Raw genomic sequence first — 19,344 nt, 5'->3', positions numbered from 1 at the left:
CGCGCTGTCCACGGCTTGCCTCCTCGTCTGCCCTCTTCGTCCGGCAGAAACCTGGGAAGCTGACCGGAGGTCCAGTAGGGTCCTGTGCACCTTGGACGGACTCAAAGAGGCATTGGTCATCTGGGCAGCGGAGCTGCGCCGGGCCGTGAGAAGCGGCCGGGCCATCGTGCTGCTCGGGCTCTACAGCATGTTCTCCGCGCTGGTGCTGCTCGTGGTGGGCTTTGTCACCCGCGAGCTGCAGACCCAGGTGAACGCGAAGCTCGCCGAAGGCGGCGGGGACCCGGAGATGGCCACGCGCGCCGCGGAGGAGATGCGCCGCGGGGTGCTGGGCTTCCTCGCCAGCAACGACACCGCGATGATGGAGGCCCTGGCGCAGGTGCCCATCGTGGTGCTCATCGTCTTCAAGATCACCCTCTTCTTCCTGCCCGCCTACATCGCGCTGATGGGCTTTGATCAGGTGAGCGGCGAAGTGGGGCCGCGCTCCATGCGCTACCTCACCGTGCGTGCGCGCCGCTCGTCGGTGCTGCTGGGCAAGTTCCTCTCCCAGGCCACGCTGCTGGTGGGGCTGGTGCTGGTCATCGACCTGGCCATCTTCATCTACGCGCGCATCCTCAACGACGACTTCGCCTTCGGGACGCTGGTGCTCAACCTGCTGAAGTTCTGGAGCGCCACCATCGTCTTCTCGCTGGCGTACGTGGCCCTCACCACCCTGTGCTCCAGCCTCTTCCGCAGCCCGGCGGTGAGCCTCGTCTTCAACTTCATCCTGCTCTTCGTCTTCTGGCTGATGGACTCCGTGGGGCGCGCGGTGAGCCAGGAGAACCTGCTGCGCTTCCTGCGCTACCTCTCCCCGTCCTACTACTCGGACAACCTGCTGCACCCGAAGCTCGCCGAGTTCGCCGCCAGCGGCGCGGCCTACGCGGCCTTCGCGGCCGTCTTCCTCTTCGGCGCCTACGGCGTCCTGCGCGCGAGGGACCTGTGAGCGACCCGGCCATCCAGCTGTCCAACGTCTCCAAGCGCTTCGGCCCCAAGGTCGCCGTCAACGCGGTCAGCCTCCAGGTGCAGAAGGGCGACGTGTTCGGCCTCATCGGCCCCAACGGCGCCGGCAAGACGACCACCTTCTCCATGATGTGCGGCTACCTCTACCCGTCGGAGGGCTCGCTCCAGGTGATGGGCGTGTCGCCCACCACGCCTGGCGCCCTCAAGGGCCGCGTGGGCGCGCTGCCCCAGGACGCGGTGCTGCCCCCGGGCTGGGAGGTGGGCGCGCTGCTCATGTACTGGGCCCGCCTGTCGGACCTGCCCCAGCCGGAGCACGAGGCCCGGGGCGCCCTGGAGAAGGTGGGCCTGATGGAGGCCTGGAAGGTCCAGACGCAGGCGCTCAGCCACGGCATGGCCAAGCGCGCCGCCATGGCCCAGGCCCTGATGGGCCGCCCGCCCCTCGTGCTCCTGGACGAGCCCACCGCCGGCCTGGATCCGCGCATCGCCGCGCAGGTGCGCCAGGTCATCAAGGACATGAAGGGCACGCAGACGGTGGTCGTCTCCAGCCACAACCTCCAGGAGCTGGAGGAGCTGTGCGACGCCGCCGCCATCCTCGACAAGGGCTCGCTCGCGCAGGCGGGCACCATGTCCGAGCTCACCGGCCAGGGCGCCGAGTTCCGCGTCCAGATTGCCCGGGGCGACGTCATCATCCCGGAGATCACCTCCCTGCCCGGCGTCACCGACGCGCGCATGGAAGGCCCAGACGTGCTGCGCGTGCGCTTCGACGGCCAGGCCCAAAAGGCCGAGGAGGTCATCAGCCGCACCGTCGGCCACCTCCTCCAGCACCAGGTGCTCATCCTCGGCGTCAGCCGCGGCCGCCGCCTGGAGGACCGCGTCCTTCAGCTGCTGTAGGCCCGCGCCCCACGCACGCTCACCCCGCCTTGCGCACCCAGCCCACATAGTGGGCATCGCGGCGCTCCATGCGGACGAGCGTGTTGCCCGTCGCGTCGCACCACGCGGGCAGGTCCGCCTCCAGCCCCCGGTCGGTGGAGATGAGCTCCACCAGTGACCCGGGCGGCAGGCGGCGCATGGCCTTGGCGATCTCCAGGATGGGCACCGGGCAGAGCGCCCCGGACGTATCCACACGCACACCGGCTTCCATGGGCGTGCATCCTGTCACGAAACCCTGACTGCCAAAGTGGCACGACACGCGCCGTGAGAGGGAATTTTGGTCCTCCCCGCGTCGTTGTCCGCCCCTTCGAGGCCTCTGGATTCGTGGCGGACGCAGGCGGTCATCGCGGCTTGCGTGTCTGGAATTCCCTCTGTTAAGTACCCCGCCCTTTCCCTACCCAGACACCCGCTTGGGGCCCGGAGTCGGACCTATGGCGCAGGAGCATTCCCAACCCATGAAGCCCAATGTCATCGTGGCCTTGCTGGTCGGCCTGGTGCTCGGGTTCGTTGGCGGCCGTGCCGCCAGCGGCTCGAAAACCATCACCGGCAACACGCCCACCGTCGCGCAGGCGGCCAACAAGCCCGCGCGCGCCGTGGACCCCACCGTCTTCAAGGTGCCCGTGGATGGCGCCCCTACCAAGGGCAGCGTCAACGCGCTCGTCACCCTGGTGGAGTTCAGCGACTACGAGTGCCCGTTCTGCAGCCGCGCGAACACCACCGTCGAGCAGCTCCAGAAGGACTACGGCAGCAAGCTGCGCGTCGTGATGCGCCAGAACCCGCTGTCCTTCCACCCGCACGCCCGTCCCGCGGCTCTCGCGGCGCTCGCGGCCGGTGAGCAGGGCAAGTACTGGGACATGCACTCCCTCCTCTTCGCCAACAACAAGAAGCTGGATGGGGAGAGCCTGGAGGGCTACGCCAAGCAGATCGGCCTGGACGTGGCGAAGTGGAAGGCGGACATGGCGGACTCCCGCCTGGGCGCCGCCATCGACAAGGACGCGGCCCTGGCCCAGCAGCTCGGCGCCAGCGGCACGCCGGCCTTCTTCATCAACGGCCGTTTCCTGTCCGGCGCGCAGCCCATCGACAACTTCAAGGCCCTCATCGACGAGGAGCTCTCCAAGGCCGAGGGCCTGGTGAAGAGCGGCGTCGCCCCGGGTCAGGTCTACGCGCGCATCATGGAGAAGGGCGTCGAGCGCGCCCCGGCCCGCGCCCAGCAGCAGGCCGAGCCCCCCGCCGCCGCGAAGAAGGTGGACGTCCCCGCGGACTCCCCCGTCGTCGGCCCGGCCACCGCGAAGGTGACCATCGTCGAGTGGTCCGACTTCGAGTGCCCGTTCTGCAGCCGCGCGGTCCCCACCCTCAACAAGATCAAGGAGACCTACGGCAAGGACGTGCGCGTGGTCTTCCGTCACCAGCCGCTGCCCATGCACTCGCACGCGAAGCTCGCCGCGCAGGCCTCCATGGCCGCGCACGAGCAGGGCAAGTTCTGGGAGATGCACGACAAGCTCTTCGCCAACCAGCGCGCCCTGGAGCGCGGTGACCTGGAGAAGTACGCGCAGGAGATCGGCCTGGACGTGAACAAGTTCAAGGCCGCCCTGGACTCCAACAAGTTCTCCGCGAAGGTGGACGCGGACGCCGCCGCGGGCATGGCGGTGGGCGCCAACGGCACCCCGGCCTTCTTCATCAACGGCCGCTTCCTCTCCGGCGCGCAGCCCTTCGAGGCCTTCAAGCCCCTCATCGACCAGGAGATCGCCAAGGCCGACAAGGCGCTCGCCGGCGGCACCAAGGCGGAGGACCTCTACGCCAAGCTGAACCAGGACAACGTCAACGCCGCTCCGGCCGCCCCCGCGGCGCCCGCCGAGCCGGCGGTGCAGAAGGTGGAAGTGGGCAACGCCCCGGTTCGCGGGCCGAAGAACGCGCCCATCACCATCGTCGCTTGGTCCGACTTCGAGTGCCCCTTCTGCAGCCGCGCCGTGCCGACGCTCGAGCAGGTGGAGAAGGAGTACAAGGGCAAGGTCAAGATCGCCTTCAAGCACCAGCCCCTGCCCTTCCACCAGAACGCGAAGCTCGCCGCCCAGGCCTCCATGGCCGCGAACGAGCAGGGCAAGTTCTGGGAGATGCACGACAAGCTGTTCGCCAACCAGCGCGCGCTGGACCGCGCCAGCCTGGAGAAGTACGCCCAGGAGCTGAAGCTGGACATGAACAAGTTCAAGACGGCCCTGGACTCCGGCAAGTTCGACAAGCAGATCGAGGCGGACATGGCGGACGGCTCCGCCAAGGGCGCCAACGGCACCCCGACGTTCTTCATCAACGGCCGCACGCTGGTGGGTGCGCAGCCCTTCGACGCCTTCAAGCGCGTCATCGACGAAGAGCTGAAGAAGACCGGCGCGGTGGCGGCGGAAGCGAAGTAGCCCTCCCCCGCTGTTGAAGCACCAAGGCCGTCGGCTCCCTTCGCGGGAACCGGCGGCCTTCGTGTTTCCAGCACCTGCTGCGCCCCGCGTCAGGAGACGGCGATGGCGTCGATCTCCACCTTGGAGCCGCGCGGCAGCGCGGACACCTGCACGGTGGCGCGGGCCGGCGGGGAGCCGGTGAAGGCGCGGCCGTACACCTCGTTCACCTTGGCGAAGTCACCCAGGTCGGTGAGGAAGATGGTGCAGCGCACGACGTGGCTGAAGTCCAGGCCGCTGGCGGCGAGCACGGCCTTCAGGTTCTTCATCACCTGCTCGGCCTGCGCGACGACGTCCCCGGGGACGATCTCCATGGTCTTCGGATCCAGGGGAATCTGGCCGGAGAGGAACGTCATCTTCCCGGCGTCCACCTGCACGGCCTGGGAGTAGGGGCCAATCGCCTTGGGGGCGTCGTCGGAGTGGATTGCCTTGCGCGCCATGCAGCACACCTCGCGTTGAGGCGGCCCCGTCCAGGAAGACGGGGCCGCGGGTCCGCCGCGCGCTGTAGCACAGGCCAGGGCTAGATTCGCTCGACGGAGTAGACGCCCGTCAACCGCTCGATGGAGCGCATCAGGTCCGTCAGCTGCTTGAGGTCGGAGATGGTGACCTCGAAGGTGTTGACGGCCCGGTCGTCGCCGGTGGCCCGGCAGTTCGCCTGGGAGATGTTGACGCTCTTCTTGGAGAACGTGTTGGTGATGTCCGCCAGCAGGCCCGGCCGGTCCGCCGTCAGCACGCGCAGCGTGACGGGCCGCTTGAAGTCCCCCTTCACGTCCCAGGACACGTCCACGCGCCGCTCGGGGTCCGTGGCCAGGGCCTTCTCACACCCCACCGTGTGCACCGTCACGCCCCGCCCCCGGGTGATGAACCCCGCGATGGGGTCTCCGGGAACGGGGTTGCAACAGCGCCCGAAGCGCACCAGCACGTCATCCACGCCGCCAATCTGGACGCCGCTGCGGTTGTTGCGACCGACGAGCCGCTTGGCCAGGTCGGTCATGCGCGACAGGCCCGGCAGCATGGAGGCGTTGTTCCCCGTGCCGTGGCCCGTCCCGTTGCCGTCCGAGGGACGCGGGGGCGGCTCCGCCTGCGCCAGCTTCTCCTGCGGCACGATGCGCTGCACCAGCTGCTGCGGCGTCACCTTGCCGTAGCCAATGGCGACCAGCAGGTCGTCCTCGACGCGGAAGCCCAGCTCCTCGGCGACCTTCTTGAGCTCGCCGGACTTCATCTGCTTGTTGAAGTTGAGCTGGAAGCGCTTGAACTCGCGCTCCACCAGCTCGCGGCCCAGCTGCAGGCTCTTGTCGCGCTGCTGCTGCTTGATGAAGCCGCGGATGCGCTGCTGCGCGCGGCTCGTCTTGACGAAGGTGAGCCAGTCCTTGGACGGATGCGCCTGCGGGCTGGTGAGCACCTCCACCGTGTCGCCGTTCTTCAGCTTGTAGCGCAGGGGGACGATCTTGCCGTTCACCTTGGCGCCCACGCACCGGCCGCCCACGTCCGAGTGGATGGCGTACGCGAAGTCCACCGGCGTCGCGCCGCGCGGCAGGCTGCGCACGTCGCCCTTGGGCGTGAAGACGAAGACCTCGTCGGTGAAGAGGTCCACCTTCACCGTCTCGAGGAACTCCTTGGGGTCCTTGAGGTCCTGCTGCCACTCCATCAGCTGGCGCAGCCAGGCGAACTTCTCGTCGTCCTTGGAGATGGGCGCGCGGCCTTCCTTGTAGGCCCAGTGCGCCGCGATGCCCTCCTCGGCGATCTTGTGCATCTCCGCGGTGCGGATCTGCACCTCCACGCGCTCGCTCAACGGACCAATCACCGTGGTGTGCAGGGACTGGTACATGTTGGGCTTCGGGATGGCGATGAAGTCCTTGAAGCGCCCGGGCACCGGCTTCCACATCTGGTGCACCATGCCCAGCGCCTCGTAGCAGGCGGGCACCGACGGCGCGATGATGCGGAACGCGATGATGTCGTGGATCTGATCGAAGTCGATGCCCTGCGACTTGATCTTCTTCCAGATGCTGTAGACGTGCTTGAAGCGCCCGCTGACGTCGCCCTTGAGGCCGCGCTCCTGCAGCTTCGCGCGCATCAGGTCGCAGGTGTCCTCGATGTACGCCTCGCGCTCCTTCTTGCGCTTGTTGAGCTGCTCCTCCAGCGCGAAGAACTCCTGGGGCTTCACGTAGCGGAAGGACAGGTCCTCCAGCTCCGTCTTGATCCAGGAGATGCCCAGGCGGTTGGCCAGGGGCGCGTAGATGTCCAGCGTCTCCTGTCCGATGCGGGCCTGCTTCTCCTCGGACATGTGGTCCAGCGTCCGCATGTTGTGCGTGCGGTCCGCCAGCTTCACGAGGATGACGCGGATGTCCTGCGCCATCGCGATGATCATCTTGCGGAAGTTCTCCGCCTGCTTCTCCTCCTGGGAGAGCGTCGCGGACGCGGAGAACTTGGACAGCTTCGTCACGCCGTCCACCAGTTGGGCGACCTCCGGACCGAACAGCTCCGTGAGCTCCTCCGCGGTGGCGAGCGTGTCCTCGATGGTGTCGTGGAGCAGGCCGGTGACGATGGACGCCTCGTCCAGCTTTAGCTCCGCCAGGATGCCCGCGACCTCCAGGGGGTGAATCAGGTACGGCTCTCCCGACTTGCGGAGTTGTCCCTGATGGACCTTGGCCGAGTAGACGTACGCCTTCTTGATGATGTCCAGGTCGGGGTCCGGGTGGTACGACGCAACCCGCTGCAGGATGTCGTTCAGGCGAATCATCGAGGCGGTGACAATCGTAACTGCCTCAAACAGCAGGGGCAACGTTACCCTGGAACATCGCGTGCCCCGCCGGGTCCTGGATGGAGCCCGGGCGCCCTGGGAGACGGCTCCCAGGCTTTCATTGACCCGGCGTTTCGCGCCCCCCTAGATTGGCCCACTGCCCATGTCTCAGCTTCTGCTGTCCGCGCTCCCGGTGGTCTGCCCGAATTGTGACGGCTACAACCCGCCACGCTCGGCCACCTGCGTGCTGTGCGGCCAGGCGCTGGAAGAGGCCGCCCAGGCCCCCCGTCCGGTGGCCCCGCCCCCCTCGCGGCCGGCGACGCTGCCCGCGGTCGCGGGCCCGGGCCGTCCCGCCGCCGTCGCGAGCTTCACGCGCCCCGGTGAGGTGCTGGCCCCGCCCACACCGCCCCCGCCTCCCAGCGCGGTGCCGCCCGGGCTGAAGCCCTCCGCGCGCACCCCGCCGCCCACCGCCGCCCAGGGGCTGATGGTGGAGGCCCGCCGGGCCGCGCAGCCCGCCGGGACGCCGCCGCCCCCGCCGCGAGCGGGCTACGGGCCGGCCCTTCCGCCCGCGAACACCCGTCCGCCCCCGCCGGTGCCGGACAGCGCCCTGCCCGCTCGGGGCGGCACGGGGGCCACGGCCCCGGTCCAGGGGGGCATGCCTCCCACGGCCCCCACGCCCACGGGCGCCACGGCGCGTCCCGCCCCGGTGGCGTCGCGCTTCGGGCTGGCGGTGATCGCCGGGACGACGCGCGGCCAGCGCTACAAGCTGCCGGTGACGGGCTGCGTGGTGGGCCGCCAGCGCGGCGCCATCCTCTTCCCGGATGACGTCTTCGTGTCGCCGCTGCACGCGACCTTCCTGGTGAAGGACGGCGCCCTCTTCGTGCGCGACGAGTCGAGCGCGTCGGGCGTCTACGTCACCTTCGCCGGCACGGAGCCGCTGGCGCCGCGCGCCCTGTTCAGCGCCGGCCAGCGGCTGTTCCGCTTCACCGGCCGCGTGGAAGCCCCTCCGCCCGTCCAGGGCCGGCCCAACCCGTACGGTTCACCGGTGCCGCTCGGCCAGGCGCTGTACGGCGTGGAAGAGGTGCACATGGGTGGCAGGGCGGGACGTGCGGTGGTGACGGCCGCGGCGCTGCTCACCATCGGGCAGGCGCACTGCGACCTCGCGTACCCCAACGACGAGGGGCTCGCCGGCCGCCACTGCGAGCTGAGCCCCACGGCGACGGGCGCGATGCTGCGCGACCTCTCCGGCGGACTGGGCACCTTCGTGCGCATCCCGCCCGCGACGGAGCGGCCCCTGCGTCCGGGCGACCGCGTCCGCCTGGGCCAGCACGTCATGCAGGTGGAGACGCTGGGCTGACGGGAAGCGGCCGGGCCCTCAGGGCGCGGAGGGACGCGCCACCGGACTGCCCAGCCGGGCCTCGATGTACGCACGCGCGCGCGAGTCGGGCATGTCGGTCAGGTGGCGCACCCACCAGCCGCGGGCCTCGTCGGTGTTGTCGCGCTGCCAGTACAGCTCGCCCAGCTTGAGGGCCAGCTCCGCTTCCGGGTTGAAGTTGAAGGCTTCCTTGTAACTGGAGGTCGCGCGGCCCAGCTCTCCGGCCAGCACGTCGCGGTCCCCGTCCTGGGTCAGCTTGCGCGCCTTGTCCACGTTGCGCGCGTTGCTGGGGATCTGCCGCAGGTAGTCCGGCTGATCCGAACCCGACGTGAGCAGCCGGGGCGCGTTGGGCGGCGCCACGTACGGGCTCCCCTCGGAGCCGCTGCCGGCGCCAATGCCGAAGTAGTAGACGAAGAAGCCCACCGCCCCCAGCACCAGCACCGTGGTGAGCGCCTTGAAGAAGAGGATGATGCCGTCGCCGCCATGGGAGGCGGGCGCGACCACGGAGGTGCGGGTGCCCTCGGGCGCGAGCGTGGCCTCCTCGGAGACCGGCGTGCGCGAGTTCGGCAGGCCCTGCACGGTGGCTTCCACCGTCACGTCGTTCCAGCCCGTGTTGTTGCGAGCGGCGTTGTGCGCCGCCTGCGACCTGCGCGGGATGGGGGCCAGCACTCCGGAGGCCTGGGGACGGCGTCCGCTGGGCTCGTTGGCGTTGGCGCTGGCGCCACCGCGGCGGCGCTCCTTGTCCACCGCGAGCAGCTCGGTCTTGAAGGCCGCGGCGTTGGCCGGCCGGTCATCCGGGTCCTTGGAGAGGACGCGGAGGATCAGCCGCTCCATGCCCGGGGAGATGCGCGCGTCCGGACGGCGGCGCGTGGGCGGGGGCGGCTCCTCGGTGAGGTGCTTGGTGGCGAAGCCCACCGCCGAGTCGGACTCGAAGGGCAAGAGGCCCGTCATCAGCTGGTAGAGGATGACGCCCACCGCGTACAGGTCCGAGCGGTGGTCCAGCACCGCGCCCCGCGCCTGCTCCGGCGACATGTACTCGGGGGTGCCGCACACGAAGCCCGCGCGCGTGAGGGCCGGGCCCTCGTCCTGCGAGTCGGTGATCTTCGCGATGCCGAAGTCCAGCACCTTCACGAAGTCCGGCTCGTTGCGGCGCTGCTCCACCATGATGTTCTCGGGCTTCAAGTCCCGGTGGATGACGCCCGCGCCGTGCGCGTCCGACAGCGCGCTGAGGATCTGGAGGGCGATGCGCACCACGCGCGCCTCGCCCAGCGGCCACTCGCGGCTGAGGATCTGATGCAGGTCCTGCCCGGCCACGTACTCCATCGCGATGAAGAGCGCGCCGTCGTCGGCCTGGCCGAAGTCCAGCACGCTGATGGAGTTGGGGTGGTTGAGGCGGCTGGCCGCCTTGGCCTCGCGCTGGAAGCGCGCGACAGTGCGCTCGTCGGACAGCAGCGTGTGGCGCAGCACCTTCAGCACCACCACCTTGTCCAGCGCGAGCTGACGGGCGCGGTACACCTTGCCCATGCCGCCTTCGCCGATGAGGGCCTCCACCCGGTACTTGGAGGCAATCGTCTTGCCCACGTATTCGTCGCCGCCCTCGGCCGAGCGCAGGAGCGTCGCGCCGCAGGCAGGGCAGTAGCGGGAAGAGTCTTCGGCGTCAGCGCCGCAGGAAGGGCAGTACACGTCAGCGTCCAGTCAGTGGGGCCGGGACTTCACCATGCCCCTCGGGTGGGGAGCAAGCCGTGCGCTGTCGGGCCCCCCAACGCGGCGCGGGCCTGCTAGAAGGGAAGCTCGCATGGACGCCGTGGAATATTGCCCCCGCTGTGACACCGAGAATTCCCGGGATGCCACTGTGTGCCGAGCTTGTGGCTCGGCGCTCCGCTCCGGGACCATGGTGATGGCCGTGGCGCACGTCTCGTCGCGCCCGCAGGTGTCCATCCGCGTGGTGCGGGCGGACGGCGGCCCCGAGTCGCTCGTGCGCATGCAGCGCGACACCCTCACCTGCGGCCAGCAGGCGGACATCGCGCTCAACGACGACCCCTTCATCATGCCCGTGCAGGCGCGCTTCTTCTTCTCCGGCGCCCGGCTCGCCATCGAGGACGTGGGAGGCGCCAACGGCGTCTTCGTGCGCCTGCGCAACGAGCGCGAGCTGCCCGCCGGCGGAGAGCTGCGCCTGGGCCGTCAGCGCTTGGTGCTGGAGCCCATCCCCGCCGCGGCGCTGGGCCCGGGCGGCACGCAGGTGTGGGGCTCGCCGGATCCGGGCTACCGGCTGCGGCTCATCCAGCTGCTGGAGGGCGGCCTGCGCGGCGCGGCCTACCCGCTCAAGGACGGCGACAACCTGCTGGGTCGTGAGCAGGGCGACATCGCCTTCCCCACGGACGGCTTCGTGTCCGGGCGGCATGCGCTGCTACAGGTCAGGGGGGACCGGCTGATGGTGCGCGACGTGGGCTCGTCCAACGGCACGTTCATCCGGCTGGCGGGGCCGACCTTCGTCGACAACGGCGACCACTTCCTCATCGGCCGTCAGCTGCTGCGGGTGGAGATCCAGCCCGCGGCGGCCTGAAGCGACTGCATGCGGCAAGCGCGGACCGCACGGGAGCACCGTGCGGCCCGGTGAAGCCAACGGCCATCAGCCGTAGGACTTCTCCTTCTTCTCCTGCTCTTCCTTGCAGCGGATGCAGAGCGTCGTCACCGGACGCGCATCCAGACGCTTGGGGGAGATGTCCTCCTCGCAGCGCTCGCAGATGCCGAAGGTGCCGTCCTCCACGCGCTTGAGCGCGGCGTCGATCTTCTGCAGGAGGAACTTCTCCCGGTCGCGCAGACGGAAGACCATGGACTGGGTGTACTCAGAGGCGGCCTGGTCGATTTCGTCAGGCAGGTCGTCCGTGTCGAAGGACGATTCCTCCACCAGGGTCTTCTTCGCGCTTTCGAGCAGGCTCGCTTTGCTGTCCTCGAGCATCTTCTTGTAACGCTTGAGATCTTTCTGGTTCACAGCCTGCGGCTCCGTTGGACGGGTAGAGGGGGCCTGACCCCGAAAAAAAGGGCCCGAAAGCTTTATTCAGGCAGCTGCCAGTGTCAAGCTGACCTGCTTTAAAAACGTGGGTGCACGAGGGGCGCCTTGAGCGACAACACGAAGTTCGATCGGGAATTCTTGCGCTCGGCGCTCTCCCTGGCCGCCAAGAGCGAGGTCGACCACTTCCTCTACATCTCCGACACGCCGATTCCTCCGGAGGACCTCCGGGGTAAGCCCGCGCGCAAGAAACTGGTGTACGCGGTGACGCTGGACAAGCTGGCGCAGGAGCACCAGCACAAGAAGGTCCGCGCGCTCGTCATCCCCGCGTACGACTACTCGCGCACGGAGCGGGTGAAGGTGGCGCTCGTGTCCGCGCTGTCCCAGGGCGCGTTCAAGGAAGGCGACCTCGTGCTCTGCATGACGGGCAAGGTGGGCCGCGCGCCGGACACGCTGATGCAGATGCGCATCGGCGGGTCGCTGGACGACCGGCTGGCCATCGAGGGCGTGAAGCTGGGCGAGGAGTTCAACTCGCAGGTGGTGGACGCGCTGATCCAACTGGCGCTGCAGATTGGCCAGGAGGGCTTCGAGGGCCACCCCATCGGGACCATCATCACGATTGGCGACCACACGGCCGTGCTGGAGAAGAGCAGGCAGCTGACCATCAACCCGTTCCAGGGCCTGTCGGAGTCCGAGCGCAACGTGCTCGACCCGAAGATCCGCGACGCCATCAAGAACTTCTCCGTGCTGGACGGTGCGTTCGTCATCCGCGAGGACGGCGTGGTGCTGGCCGCGGGCCGCTACCTGTCCGCCAACGACGACACGGTGAAGATTCCGCTGGGCCTGGGCGCGCGCCACGCGGCCGCCGCGGGCATCACCTCCACCACCCACTGCATCGCGCTCGTGGTGAGCCAGACGTCGGGCGCGGTGCGGCTGCTCAAGGGCGGCAACATCGTGCTGGAGCTGCACCAGACGGCGCGGCGGAACTAGGCACCCTCCCCTACTTCACGCGCTCGGGCGTCGCGGGGGGCTGGTGCTCCTCGCGGTAGATGTCCGCCAGCGCGTGCGCCTTCTCCACCTCGTCGCGCGCGGCCTCCAGCGCCATCACCCGGTCGAAGCGCTCCACCTGCTCGCGCAGCGCCTCGGTGACGACGCCGCCCGCGGCCATCCGCGCGGACGCGCTCTCGCGCTCGATGCGCAGGTCCGCCACGCGCTCGCCCAGCTCGCTGGCCGCGCCGAGCAACAGCTCCGAGTCCCGCTCCGCGCGCCGCAGCGACTCGCGCGTGGACTCCAGCAGGCGTTCGGTCTGCACGCGGTCGCGCTCCAGCACGCCCACGCCCTTCGCGTCGCCCCGGTCATGCGCCGTCTGGCGCCGCCCGGCGATGTCGCCCAGGCGGGCCGTGTAGCGCGTCACGCCTCGGGAGAGCTCGCCCTTGAGGGCCAGCAGCGTGGCGGCGGACTTGCGCACCTCGGCCGCCTGGCGCTCCAGGTCCTCGATGAGCCGGTCGAACGTGGCCAGCGGGTCCACGGGCGCCGGAGGCGTCTTCTTGCGTTTGAGGAAGCCGAACATGGCGCGTGCCCTGGAGCCTACCCGAACGGGCGGCAGAGCAGCCGCACCCGTTCCAGTGCCTCGCCCACCGGACGCGCGCCGCCGGACAGCACGGCCAGGTAGCGCGCGGGCGTGAGTCCATAGACGGACAGCAGGTGCTGCAGGAGCACCACGCTCTCTGTCGCGCGCCGGTCCGCGGGAGCGAGCGACGCGGCCTCGCCCACCGCTTCCAGGATGTCCGTCACCCGCGCCACCAGCTCCATGCCGGGCTTCTCCGGCACGGTGGATGCCGGGGGCGTGGCAGGGAAGAGCGCGTCGAAGGACGCCTCCACGGCCACCCCCGTCCCGGGCGCGCGGCCGGCCGCCACCGCCTCCAGCGCGTCCAGGTGCGGGGCCAGCGCCTCCAGGGCCTCCAGCGAGGCGGGCACGTCGCGCGGCAGCAGCGTGCGCCAGGGCGTGTCGAACTCCGTGCGCGCCCAGCGGATCTCCTCGTCGGAGAGCGGGTGGTAGAAGGCGCGGCCTCCAGCGGCGCGTTGCTCCAGCACCAGGGACTTGAGGTCCGGGTTCTCCTCGCCCAGCGAGATGAAGCTCAGCGCGATGTCCAGGGCGCCCATGGGCGCACGCGTGCGGCGGATGAGGTCCAGGTCCACGCGGTCCTCGCCGTCGGTGATGAGCACCACCGTGGCGCGAGCGAGGTACGGGTCCCGCCCCTGCGCGGCGCGGATGGAGTCGAACGCGGACAGCAGGGCCAGCGAGATGTCCGTCTGCCCCTCCGCGGGCGAGTCCCGGAAGAGCTTTTCGATCTGCCGTGTCGCCTCCGCGGCGGTGTCCACGCGGGCCAGCTCCGTGGGCACGTCGTTGAAGAAGCTGAAGTAGAGCGGGTCGAAGTTTTCTCCGCGCCGGGCCTTCACGCGCAGGTTGTTCAGCTCCGCGATGATCAGCGCGTCACGGAAGCGAGCCCGTGCGCCGTGCATGGAGCCGGAGGCGTCACAGACGTAGACGCGCACGGCGGTGCGCTTCACCTTGCGCGGCTTGGGGGGCGGCGCGTCGTCAAGGTAGGTGCGCACGAGCTGACGGTGCGCCGCGAGGTCCTGGAGGATGCGCCGCGGATCCGTGATGACGAACTGATGGACCTCGTCCAGGCTCCCCGTCGTGGCGAACGACATCGTCTGCGTCGGATAGGGCACCTGGCGCGGGACGGCCCGGGCCGCGGCGGCGTCCTTCTCGACGATCTCCTCCGACAGCGCGTCCTCCACGTCGAAGAAACGGGCGCACCCCGCCGCCAGGTCGAACGTGGCCAGTTGCTCCGGCTTCAGGGAGAACGCCAGGTCCGCGAGCTGCTCGTCCGGCGCGTCCTCCGTCTCGCGTCCGGAGTCCGCCTCCGCGTCCGCCTCCCCCAGCCACTGCAGCCGAGCGCCCGCCTCCGCCTCCTCCACCATCCGCGTCAGCCTGGGCTCCGGGGGAAGCAGCGGCGTCAGCGCGCGCCGAGCAGCCGAGGCCAGCTCCGCGTCCCCCGCCTCGATGGCGCGCTCGTAGAGGCCCTGCAGCGAACGGTAGGCACCCCTGGGATCCTTCTGGGCCGTCTCCCTCACGCCGCGCACCAGCGCCTCCAGGGAGCGCGTGGGCGGCACTTCACGCACCCGCTCACGGGCCTCCGCCACGTCGTTGCGCAGCGCCATGCTCCGCGCGCGGTCCGCGTCCGTCGTGCCCAGGCGCAGCAGCATCTCGTGGGCCAGGTCCAGGTCGCGCCGCTTCTGCACCAGGTCGATGACGTTGTCCCGCGCGCGGGCGGCCAGCAGCTCCGCGACGGCCAGGCGCGCGTTGGCCGGCGGGCGCTCCCGGGTCGTCTCGCTCGGGCGCTCGAAGATTTCGAACGGCCCGTCGTCTCCGCCCTGCGCTTCCAGCGGACGTCCGAAGAGGTCCGCGACCTTGACCGCGCGCGCCAGCCGCACGAAGCCGCGGTCCAACGCCGTCAAGGCACCGGGCGGCATGTCCCCGGAGCGGTGCGCCCGCTCGACCAGACGCAGGCACTCCTCGTACTCCTCCAGCGCCTGGTTCGCGCGCGCCGCGAGCCCCTGCGCGAGCGCCCCCGCCCTCCCCCGCTGGGTGCCCAGCGCGAGCAGCAGCCGCGCGTCCGCGGCGGTGTGGATGCCCACGCGGTCCAGCTCACGGTCGAGCGCCACGAGCACCGGCAGGCCCAGGTCCTCCGGCCCCTTCAGCTTGCGGCCGAAGGGCCAGGACCACGCGCCGCCACGCGCCGCCACGGGCTGGCGGAGCGCATCCAGGCGCTGCCGCAGGGGGGTGAGCCGACGCGCCAGCACGCCTCAGCGCCGCCTTCCGTGCATGGCCCCGGCGCTCACTGCGCGGTCCGCCGCTCCAGCACCTGCCGGCTGAAGCGTCCGAAGTCCTCATCGATGCCGCGAAGCTGCGCGGACAGCTTGCGCGCGCTCTCGCCCAGCTCGCCCGGGAGCGTCTCCAGCATGCCCAGGGTGGCCTTGAGCCGCACCAGCTCGCCCTCCTTGAGCGCGAGCTGGGGGAAGCGGCTGCGCACCAGCCGTTCGAAGGTACGCTCCGCGTCCGCACGGCCGTTGAGCGCTTCCGGCGCGGGCAGCGCGGTCAGCAACTGCGTCAGCCAGCTGCGCAGGTACTTGATGCGCGACTGGAGGAAGGACAGCTCCGCCTCGGCCACCGCCGCGCGCACCGTGTCGGAGAGGAACGCCGCGGCCGACGGGGGACGCGCCGCCATCAACTGTCCGTCCAGGCCCACCAGCGCGGACAGCTCGCCGTCGGGAGCCTGCGCGGACAGCTCGCCCCGGTAGTAGGTGTACGCGTCGCCGTTGAGCACGGCGTTCGGGGCTGGAGGAGGACTCGCCACCTCGCGCGACAGCACGCGAGCGTGCTCCCGGAGGCGGTTCTCCATCAGGTCGCGGCACTCGGCGAGCACCGGCTCCGCCGTCACGCCCTCGCGCCGCAGGTTCTCCGCCACCGCCTGCACCGCGCGGCCGTACTGCTCGATGCGCTCGAACGGCGTGGCGCCCAGCACCTCGCGCGCGTACGCCACGCTCAGCGGCCGGAGCAGCTCCTGCTTCAACCCGGCCTGCGAGGGGTCCAGCGCCGTCAGGGCGTTCTCCAACTGGGTGAGGCGCCGCGAGTCCGCGGACAGCGCGTCCAGCGGATCCTTGCGGCCCCGGGGCGTCTGCGCGGGGAACGCCGCCGAAACCCTGCGCCGGAGCGCGGCCACCACCCGGCGGCGCGTGTCCCGGTCCGCGTCGCGCAGCCGTTCGTGGAGGGAGGGCACCGCTTCGCTGAGCATCGCCGCCAGCGAGCCCATCACGCCCAGCTCCTCCTCCAGGTTCTCCGCGAGCCCGACCAGCCACTCCATCTTGACGCTGTCCTCGAACGCGAGCCCCTCCGCCGCGGACGCGCTCATCTCCAGCGCCTGCTCCAGGAACCGCGCGGACGCCTCGCACAGCGCGGGGTAGCCCGGCTTCAGCTCCGGCACCGCCCGGCACAGCTCCAGGACGTCGCGGATGGCGATGAGCAGCGACACCCCGCCGCGCCCCTCGCCCTGCCCCGCCGTCATGCCCCGCGACAGCCGCTGCTCCAGGGCCGCCACCAGCGCGCGCGCCGCCACCAGCAGCGGGGCCCGGTTCTGTCCGTGGCGAGGACCGGGCACCAGCTTCCCCAGCACCCCGCGCGCGGTGCTGGACACCACGCCCGCCTGCCAGTTGCGGCTCAGGCCCTCCGCGGCATTCACGTCATCCGCGGCCGCGAGCGTCGTCGCCTCGCGCTCCACGCCGCCGCCCAGCTCCTGGCGCACCTTGCCCAGGACCTCGTCGAAGGTGCGCTGCTCCAGCCGGACGATCTCCAGCTGCGCCCGCTCACGCGGGTCCACCGCCGCCTTGAGCAGCGCGTCCGCCTCCGCCGCGGGCGGGCCGCCCAGGAGGAAGAACCAGCGCAGCGCGTCCAGGTCCTCCACCGTCGCCTCGAGCGGCCGGTCCGGACGGCGGTAGATCTGATCGCGCACCACCGCGGCCTTCAGCGTCCAGAGCGCCTTCACCACCGAGCGCTGGGAGAAGTACTTCGTGGGCACGTAGTCCGGCAGCTTCGACACCTGCGCCACGAGCGCGCGCTCCAGCGCGTCCGTCAGCATCTCCACGCCCTCCAGCACGTGGCCGGGCACCTTCACCTGGGCCACCGCGTCCTGGAGCAGGTCCAACTGCTGGAGCGTCAGCGTGGCGCGCAGGTCCGGCCGCGTCCCGTGCACGAAGCGGTGCAGCATGGCGGCCCGGCTCTCCCGCCGGGCGAAGGCCTTGGGCACGAAGCTGATGAAGCTCAACCGGTCCGCGAACGCCAGCAGCAGCTCCGGCGAGCGCGCCAGCACCTCCGTGAGGTACCGGTTGCTCGTCATCACCACGCACTCGGTGCGGCCCGCCGTCACCTTGCGGCCATGCTTCAGCTCGCGCTCGTACATCACGTTGAGGATGGAGCGCAGCAGCATGTCCCGGCCGTCGAAGACCTCGTCCAGGAACGCGTGCACCGCCCCCAGCATGCCCTCGTCGGTGAGGTACTCGGTGCGGCCCGTCTCCGTGAGCACCTTGAAGTCCACCGGACCGATGAGGTCCGTCTGCAGCGTCGTCTCCGCGATCTGCTTGGAGAACAGCGACGGCAGCCCGGACACCTCGTCGGTGATGCGTCCCAGGACGGCGCTGGCGACCGCGCTCTTCGCCGTCCCGGGCGGCCCCACCACCAGCACGTGCTCGCGGCAGAGCAGCGCCAGCTCAATCTGCGTGAACAGCGTTTCGCGCTCCAGGTACGTCTCCCGCAGCTCCCCGAAGAAGCGGCGAAAGGACTGGGCGGCCTGCAGGTTCGGAGGAGGCGAAGTCACGAAGGGGCCAGGGGCTGCGGGGAAGGCCGCATGCTACCCGCGCCCCTCCCCCTATTTGAAGTGCACCGCGCAGGCCCCGTCGGGGCAGTCGCGACCCGCGATGCGGAAGCGGTAGCGGGCCACCACCCCATACACCGCGTCCGCCAGCTGCTTGAAGCCCGGCACGTAGTACACGTAGAGCAGCCGCCCCAGGGGCCGCCTGCCCAGCGCGCGGACGATGGCCTCCGCGCCCTCCAGGACCCGGCCATCCGCCTGGATGAGCTGCATGGCCTTCTCACAGCGCTCGAAGCTCACGCCCGGGAAGGCGTCCAGCACGCCCTCGTCGCGGAACGAGAGCAGCTGCGTGCCCTGCCCGCCCACCAGCTTGCGCATCTCCCGCGCGGCGCCGCTGCACACGCGGCAGTGGCTGTCGTAGAGGACCACGTCGTGTCCCGGCGGTGTCGTCTGGAGCGTCGTCATGCGTCACCTCCCCCAGGGCCCAGTATGTCAACGCGGCTTGAGCATCTCATGCAGTTGTCCGTGCACGCTGCGCCAGATGTCGTGCTGCCGTTCAATAGGATCCATCAGCGCGAGGCCCACCGACGTCGCCGGAGAGCTGCCCTGGAAGGCAGAGTACTGTCGGATGCGCGTGCCTCCGCTGCCGTCGTCGTCGAAGACGAACTGGTTGGTGCCCCGCAGCGGGTGTCCATCCAGGGTGGTGATGTGGACGACGCGCTCCGTCTCGTTGAGCTTCACCACGATGGGCGCCCACACCGGCGGCGGCCCTTTCTCCTCCAGGAACAGCCGGGCGCCGTCCGTCAGCACGCTCGCCGCCGGCCGCAGCGAGATGCCCGCCGCGCCGAAGAGCAGCTCCGGGTTGCTGACGAAGGCCTCGAAGGCCGCCTTCGCGGACACGCCGGGGAGGGTGCTCGTGTAGTCCGTGAGCGCCGTGGGCGCGCCCGCGATGGGAGGGCTCGGATCCAGGTGCCCCAGCTGCTTGCGCGCATAGGCATCCATCGCGGGCCCCGGCTCGAACGTCACGCTGAAGGCCGCGGCCTGGGTCTGCTCCATGAGCCGCGCCCCCTGCTTCACCTGCTCCTGCACGGAGCCCGTGGGCCTCGGCGGGAACGCGCCGCCCACGCCGAAGTCGAAGCCATTGCCCTCCCGCGTCCGGGGCGCTGCCGGCGCTGTCCGCGCGGGACCCGTGGCCGGCGAGGCTGAACCCCGAAACACCTCCACGGAGTTGGCCGGAGCGGCCGTCGTCCGTGAAGGCTCCTTCGAGCGCGGGGCCGAGGAAGCGGACGTGGCTTCAGGAGCGGTGACGTCCGGGAGGACGGCGGACAGCAGCGAGTCGATGCGGGACATGGAGCGGACACCTTCGTGGAGGACAGCGAGGACCCCGTCCGCCCCTTGCAGTGCCTTCGCCAGCCAGGGCC

At 70.5% G+C, this 19,344-nt stretch carries 16 protein-coding genes; 6 read left to right on the top strand and 10 right to left on the bottom strand.

From position 1 onward, the window contains the following. The first annotated feature begins 91 nt into the window (after positions 1-91). Positions 92-979 (top strand): ABC transporter permease, encoded by an 888-nt coding sequence (locus JYK02_RS08720; RefSeq protein ID WP_207050430.1) that lies wholly within the window; start codon positions 92-94, stop codon positions 977-979. Beyond that, on the top strand, positions 976-1,887 hold the full coding sequence (locus JYK02_RS08715) for an ATP-binding cassette domain-containing protein (protein ID WP_207050429.1): 912 nt from the start codon (positions 976-978) through the stop codon (positions 1,885-1,887). The genes JYK02_RS08720 and JYK02_RS08715 overlap by 4 nt, the downstream gene beginning before the upstream one ends. A gap of 19 nt (positions 1,888-1,906) precedes the next feature. Here JYK02_RS08715 and JYK02_RS08710 read toward each other — a convergent pair whose 3' ends face one another. After that, the gene (locus JYK02_RS08710) at positions 1,907-2,137 is read right to left on the bottom strand and encodes a sulfurtransferase TusA family protein (RefSeq protein WP_207050428.1); all 231 of its coding nucleotides are present in this window, start codon (positions 2,135-2,137) and stop codon (positions 1,907-1,909) included. Between the two features lie 244 nt (positions 2,138-2,381). Here JYK02_RS08710 and JYK02_RS08705 point away from each other — a divergent pair, with 244 nt between their 5' ends. Next, positions 2,382-4,331, top strand: coding sequence for a DsbA family protein (locus JYK02_RS08705; protein WP_207050427.1), 1,950 nt, complete (start codon positions 2,382-2,384; stop codon positions 4,329-4,331). Between the two features lie 89 nt (positions 4,332-4,420). Here JYK02_RS08705 and JYK02_RS08700 read toward each other — a convergent pair whose 3' ends face one another. Together JYK02_RS08700 and JYK02_RS08695 are read right to left on the bottom strand one after the other, a co-directional pair. Continuing rightward, a complete protein-coding gene (locus JYK02_RS08700; protein ID WP_207050426.1) occupies positions 4,421-4,807 on the bottom strand; it encodes a RidA family protein in 387 nt (128 codons plus the stop codon). 80 nt (positions 4,808-4,887) lie between these two features. Then, a complete protein-coding gene (locus JYK02_RS08695) occupies positions 4,888-7,107 on the bottom strand; it encodes a RelA/SpoT family protein (RefSeq protein ID WP_207050425.1) in 2,220 nt (739 codons plus the stop codon). Positions 7,108-7,270: 163 nt separating this feature from the next. On the opposite strand from JYK02_RS08695, the gene JYK02_RS08690 reads away from it, so the two are divergent. Then, positions 7,271-8,464: an FHA domain-containing protein gene (locus tag JYK02_RS08690; RefSeq protein ID WP_207050424.1), complete on the top strand. Its 1,194-nt coding sequence runs from the start codon at positions 7,271-7,273 to the stop codon at positions 8,462-8,464. Between the two features lie 18 nt (positions 8,465-8,482). Here JYK02_RS08690 and JYK02_RS08685 read toward each other — a convergent pair whose 3' ends face one another. Continuing rightward, on the bottom strand, positions 8,483-10,165 hold the full coding sequence (locus JYK02_RS08685; protein ID WP_207050423.1) for a protein kinase domain-containing protein: 1,683 nt from the start codon (positions 10,163-10,165) through the stop codon (positions 8,483-8,485). 112 nt (positions 10,166-10,277) lie between these two features. Here JYK02_RS08685 and JYK02_RS08680 point away from each other — a divergent pair, with 112 nt between their 5' ends. Beyond that, a complete protein-coding gene (locus tag JYK02_RS08680; RefSeq protein WP_207050422.1) occupies positions 10,278-11,045 on the top strand; it encodes an FHA domain-containing protein in 768 nt (255 codons plus the stop codon). Positions 11,046-11,111: 66 nt separating this feature from the next. On the opposite strand, the gene JYK02_RS08675 is transcribed toward JYK02_RS08680, so the two are convergent. Beyond that, positions 11,112-11,474 (bottom strand): TraR/DksA family transcriptional regulator, encoded by a 363-nt coding sequence (locus JYK02_RS08675; protein ID WP_120529590.1) that lies wholly within the window; start codon positions 11,472-11,474, stop codon positions 11,112-11,114. A 126-nt stretch (positions 11,475-11,600) separates the two neighbouring features. Here JYK02_RS08675 and JYK02_RS08670 point away from each other — a divergent pair, with 126 nt between their 5' ends. Beyond that, the gene (locus tag JYK02_RS08670) at positions 11,601-12,482 is read left to right on the top strand and encodes a DNA integrity scanning protein DisA nucleotide-binding domain protein (protein WP_207050421.1); all 882 of its coding nucleotides are present in this window, start codon (positions 11,601-11,603) and stop codon (positions 12,480-12,482) included. A 10-nt stretch (positions 12,483-12,492) separates the two neighbouring features. Here JYK02_RS08670 and JYK02_RS08665 read toward each other — a convergent pair whose 3' ends face one another. From JYK02_RS08665 to JYK02_RS08645, 5 genes are read right to left on the bottom strand one after another with little or no spacing between them, the layout of a single operon-like run. Next, positions 12,493-13,062 (bottom strand): PspA/IM30 family protein, encoded by a 570-nt coding sequence (locus tag JYK02_RS08665; protein ID WP_207050420.1) that lies wholly within the window; start codon positions 13,060-13,062, stop codon positions 12,493-12,495. 17 nt (positions 13,063-13,079) lie between these two features. Then, a complete protein-coding gene (locus JYK02_RS08660) occupies positions 13,080-15,362 on the bottom strand; it encodes a vWA domain-containing protein (RefSeq protein ID WP_207050419.1) in 2,283 nt (760 codons plus the stop codon). Positions 15,363-15,397: 35 nt separating this feature from the next. After that, positions 15,398-17,929: an AAA family ATPase gene (locus JYK02_RS08655; RefSeq protein ID WP_207050418.1), complete on the bottom strand. Its 2,532-nt coding sequence runs from the start codon at positions 17,927-17,929 to the stop codon at positions 15,398-15,400. A 51-nt stretch (positions 17,930-17,980) separates the two neighbouring features. Beyond that, positions 17,981-18,388 (bottom strand): thiol-disulfide oxidoreductase DCC family protein, encoded by a 408-nt coding sequence (locus JYK02_RS08650; RefSeq protein ID WP_207050417.1) that lies wholly within the window; start codon positions 18,386-18,388, stop codon positions 17,981-17,983. A 27-nt stretch (positions 18,389-18,415) separates the two neighbouring features. Continuing rightward, the gene (locus JYK02_RS08645) at positions 18,416-19,273 is read right to left on the bottom strand and encodes a hypothetical protein (RefSeq protein WP_207050416.1); all 858 of its coding nucleotides are present in this window, start codon (positions 19,271-19,273) and stop codon (positions 18,416-18,418) included. Positions 19,274-19,344: the final 71 nt, after the last annotated feature.

The sequence above is a fragment of the Corallococcus macrosporus genome, from assembly GCF_017302985.1.
In the GTDB taxonomy this organism is placed as follows: Bacteria; Myxococcota; Myxococcia; order Myxococcales; family Myxococcaceae; genus Corallococcus; species Corallococcus macrosporus_A.
Note: the sequence above shows the minus strand (reverse complement) of the source record. Positions and strands in the feature narration are given on the sequence as shown.

What these genes read in the sequence shown, in the direction of transcription:
- JYK02_RS08695 (WP_207050425.1), bottom strand. Translation starts at nt 7,107, where the DNA reads ATGATTCGCCTGAACGACATCCTGCAGCGGGTTGCGTCGTACCACCCG.
- JYK02_RS08700 (WP_207050426.1), bottom strand. Translation starts at nt 4,807, where the DNA reads ATGGCGCGCAAGGCAATCCACTCCGACGACGCCCCCAAGGCGATTGGC.
- JYK02_RS08690 (WP_207050424.1), top strand. Translation starts at nt 7,271, where the DNA reads ATGTCTCAGCTTCTGCTGTCCGCGCTCCCGGTGGTCTGCCCGAATTGT.
- JYK02_RS08645 (WP_207050416.1), bottom strand. Translation starts at nt 19,273, where the DNA reads ATGTCCCGCATCGACTCGCTGCTGTCCGCCGTCCTCCCGGACGTCACC.
- JYK02_RS08650 (WP_207050417.1), bottom strand. Translation starts at nt 18,388, where the DNA reads ATGACGACGCTCCAGACGACACCGCCGGGACACGACGTGGTCCTCTAC.
- JYK02_RS08705 (WP_207050427.1), top strand. Translation starts at nt 2,382, where the DNA reads ATGAAGCCCAATGTCATCGTGGCCTTGCTGGTCGGCCTGGTGCTCGGG.
- JYK02_RS08680 (WP_207050422.1), top strand. Translation starts at nt 10,278, where the DNA reads ATGGACGCCGTGGAATATTGCCCCCGCTGTGACACCGAGAATTCCCGG.
- JYK02_RS08665 (WP_207050420.1), bottom strand. Translation starts at nt 13,062, where the DNA reads ATGTTCGGCTTCCTCAAACGCAAGAAGACGCCTCCGGCGCCCGTGGAC.
- JYK02_RS08710 (WP_207050428.1), bottom strand. Translation starts at nt 2,137, where the DNA reads ATGGAAGCCGGTGTGCGTGTGGATACGTCCGGGGCGCTCTGCCCGGTG.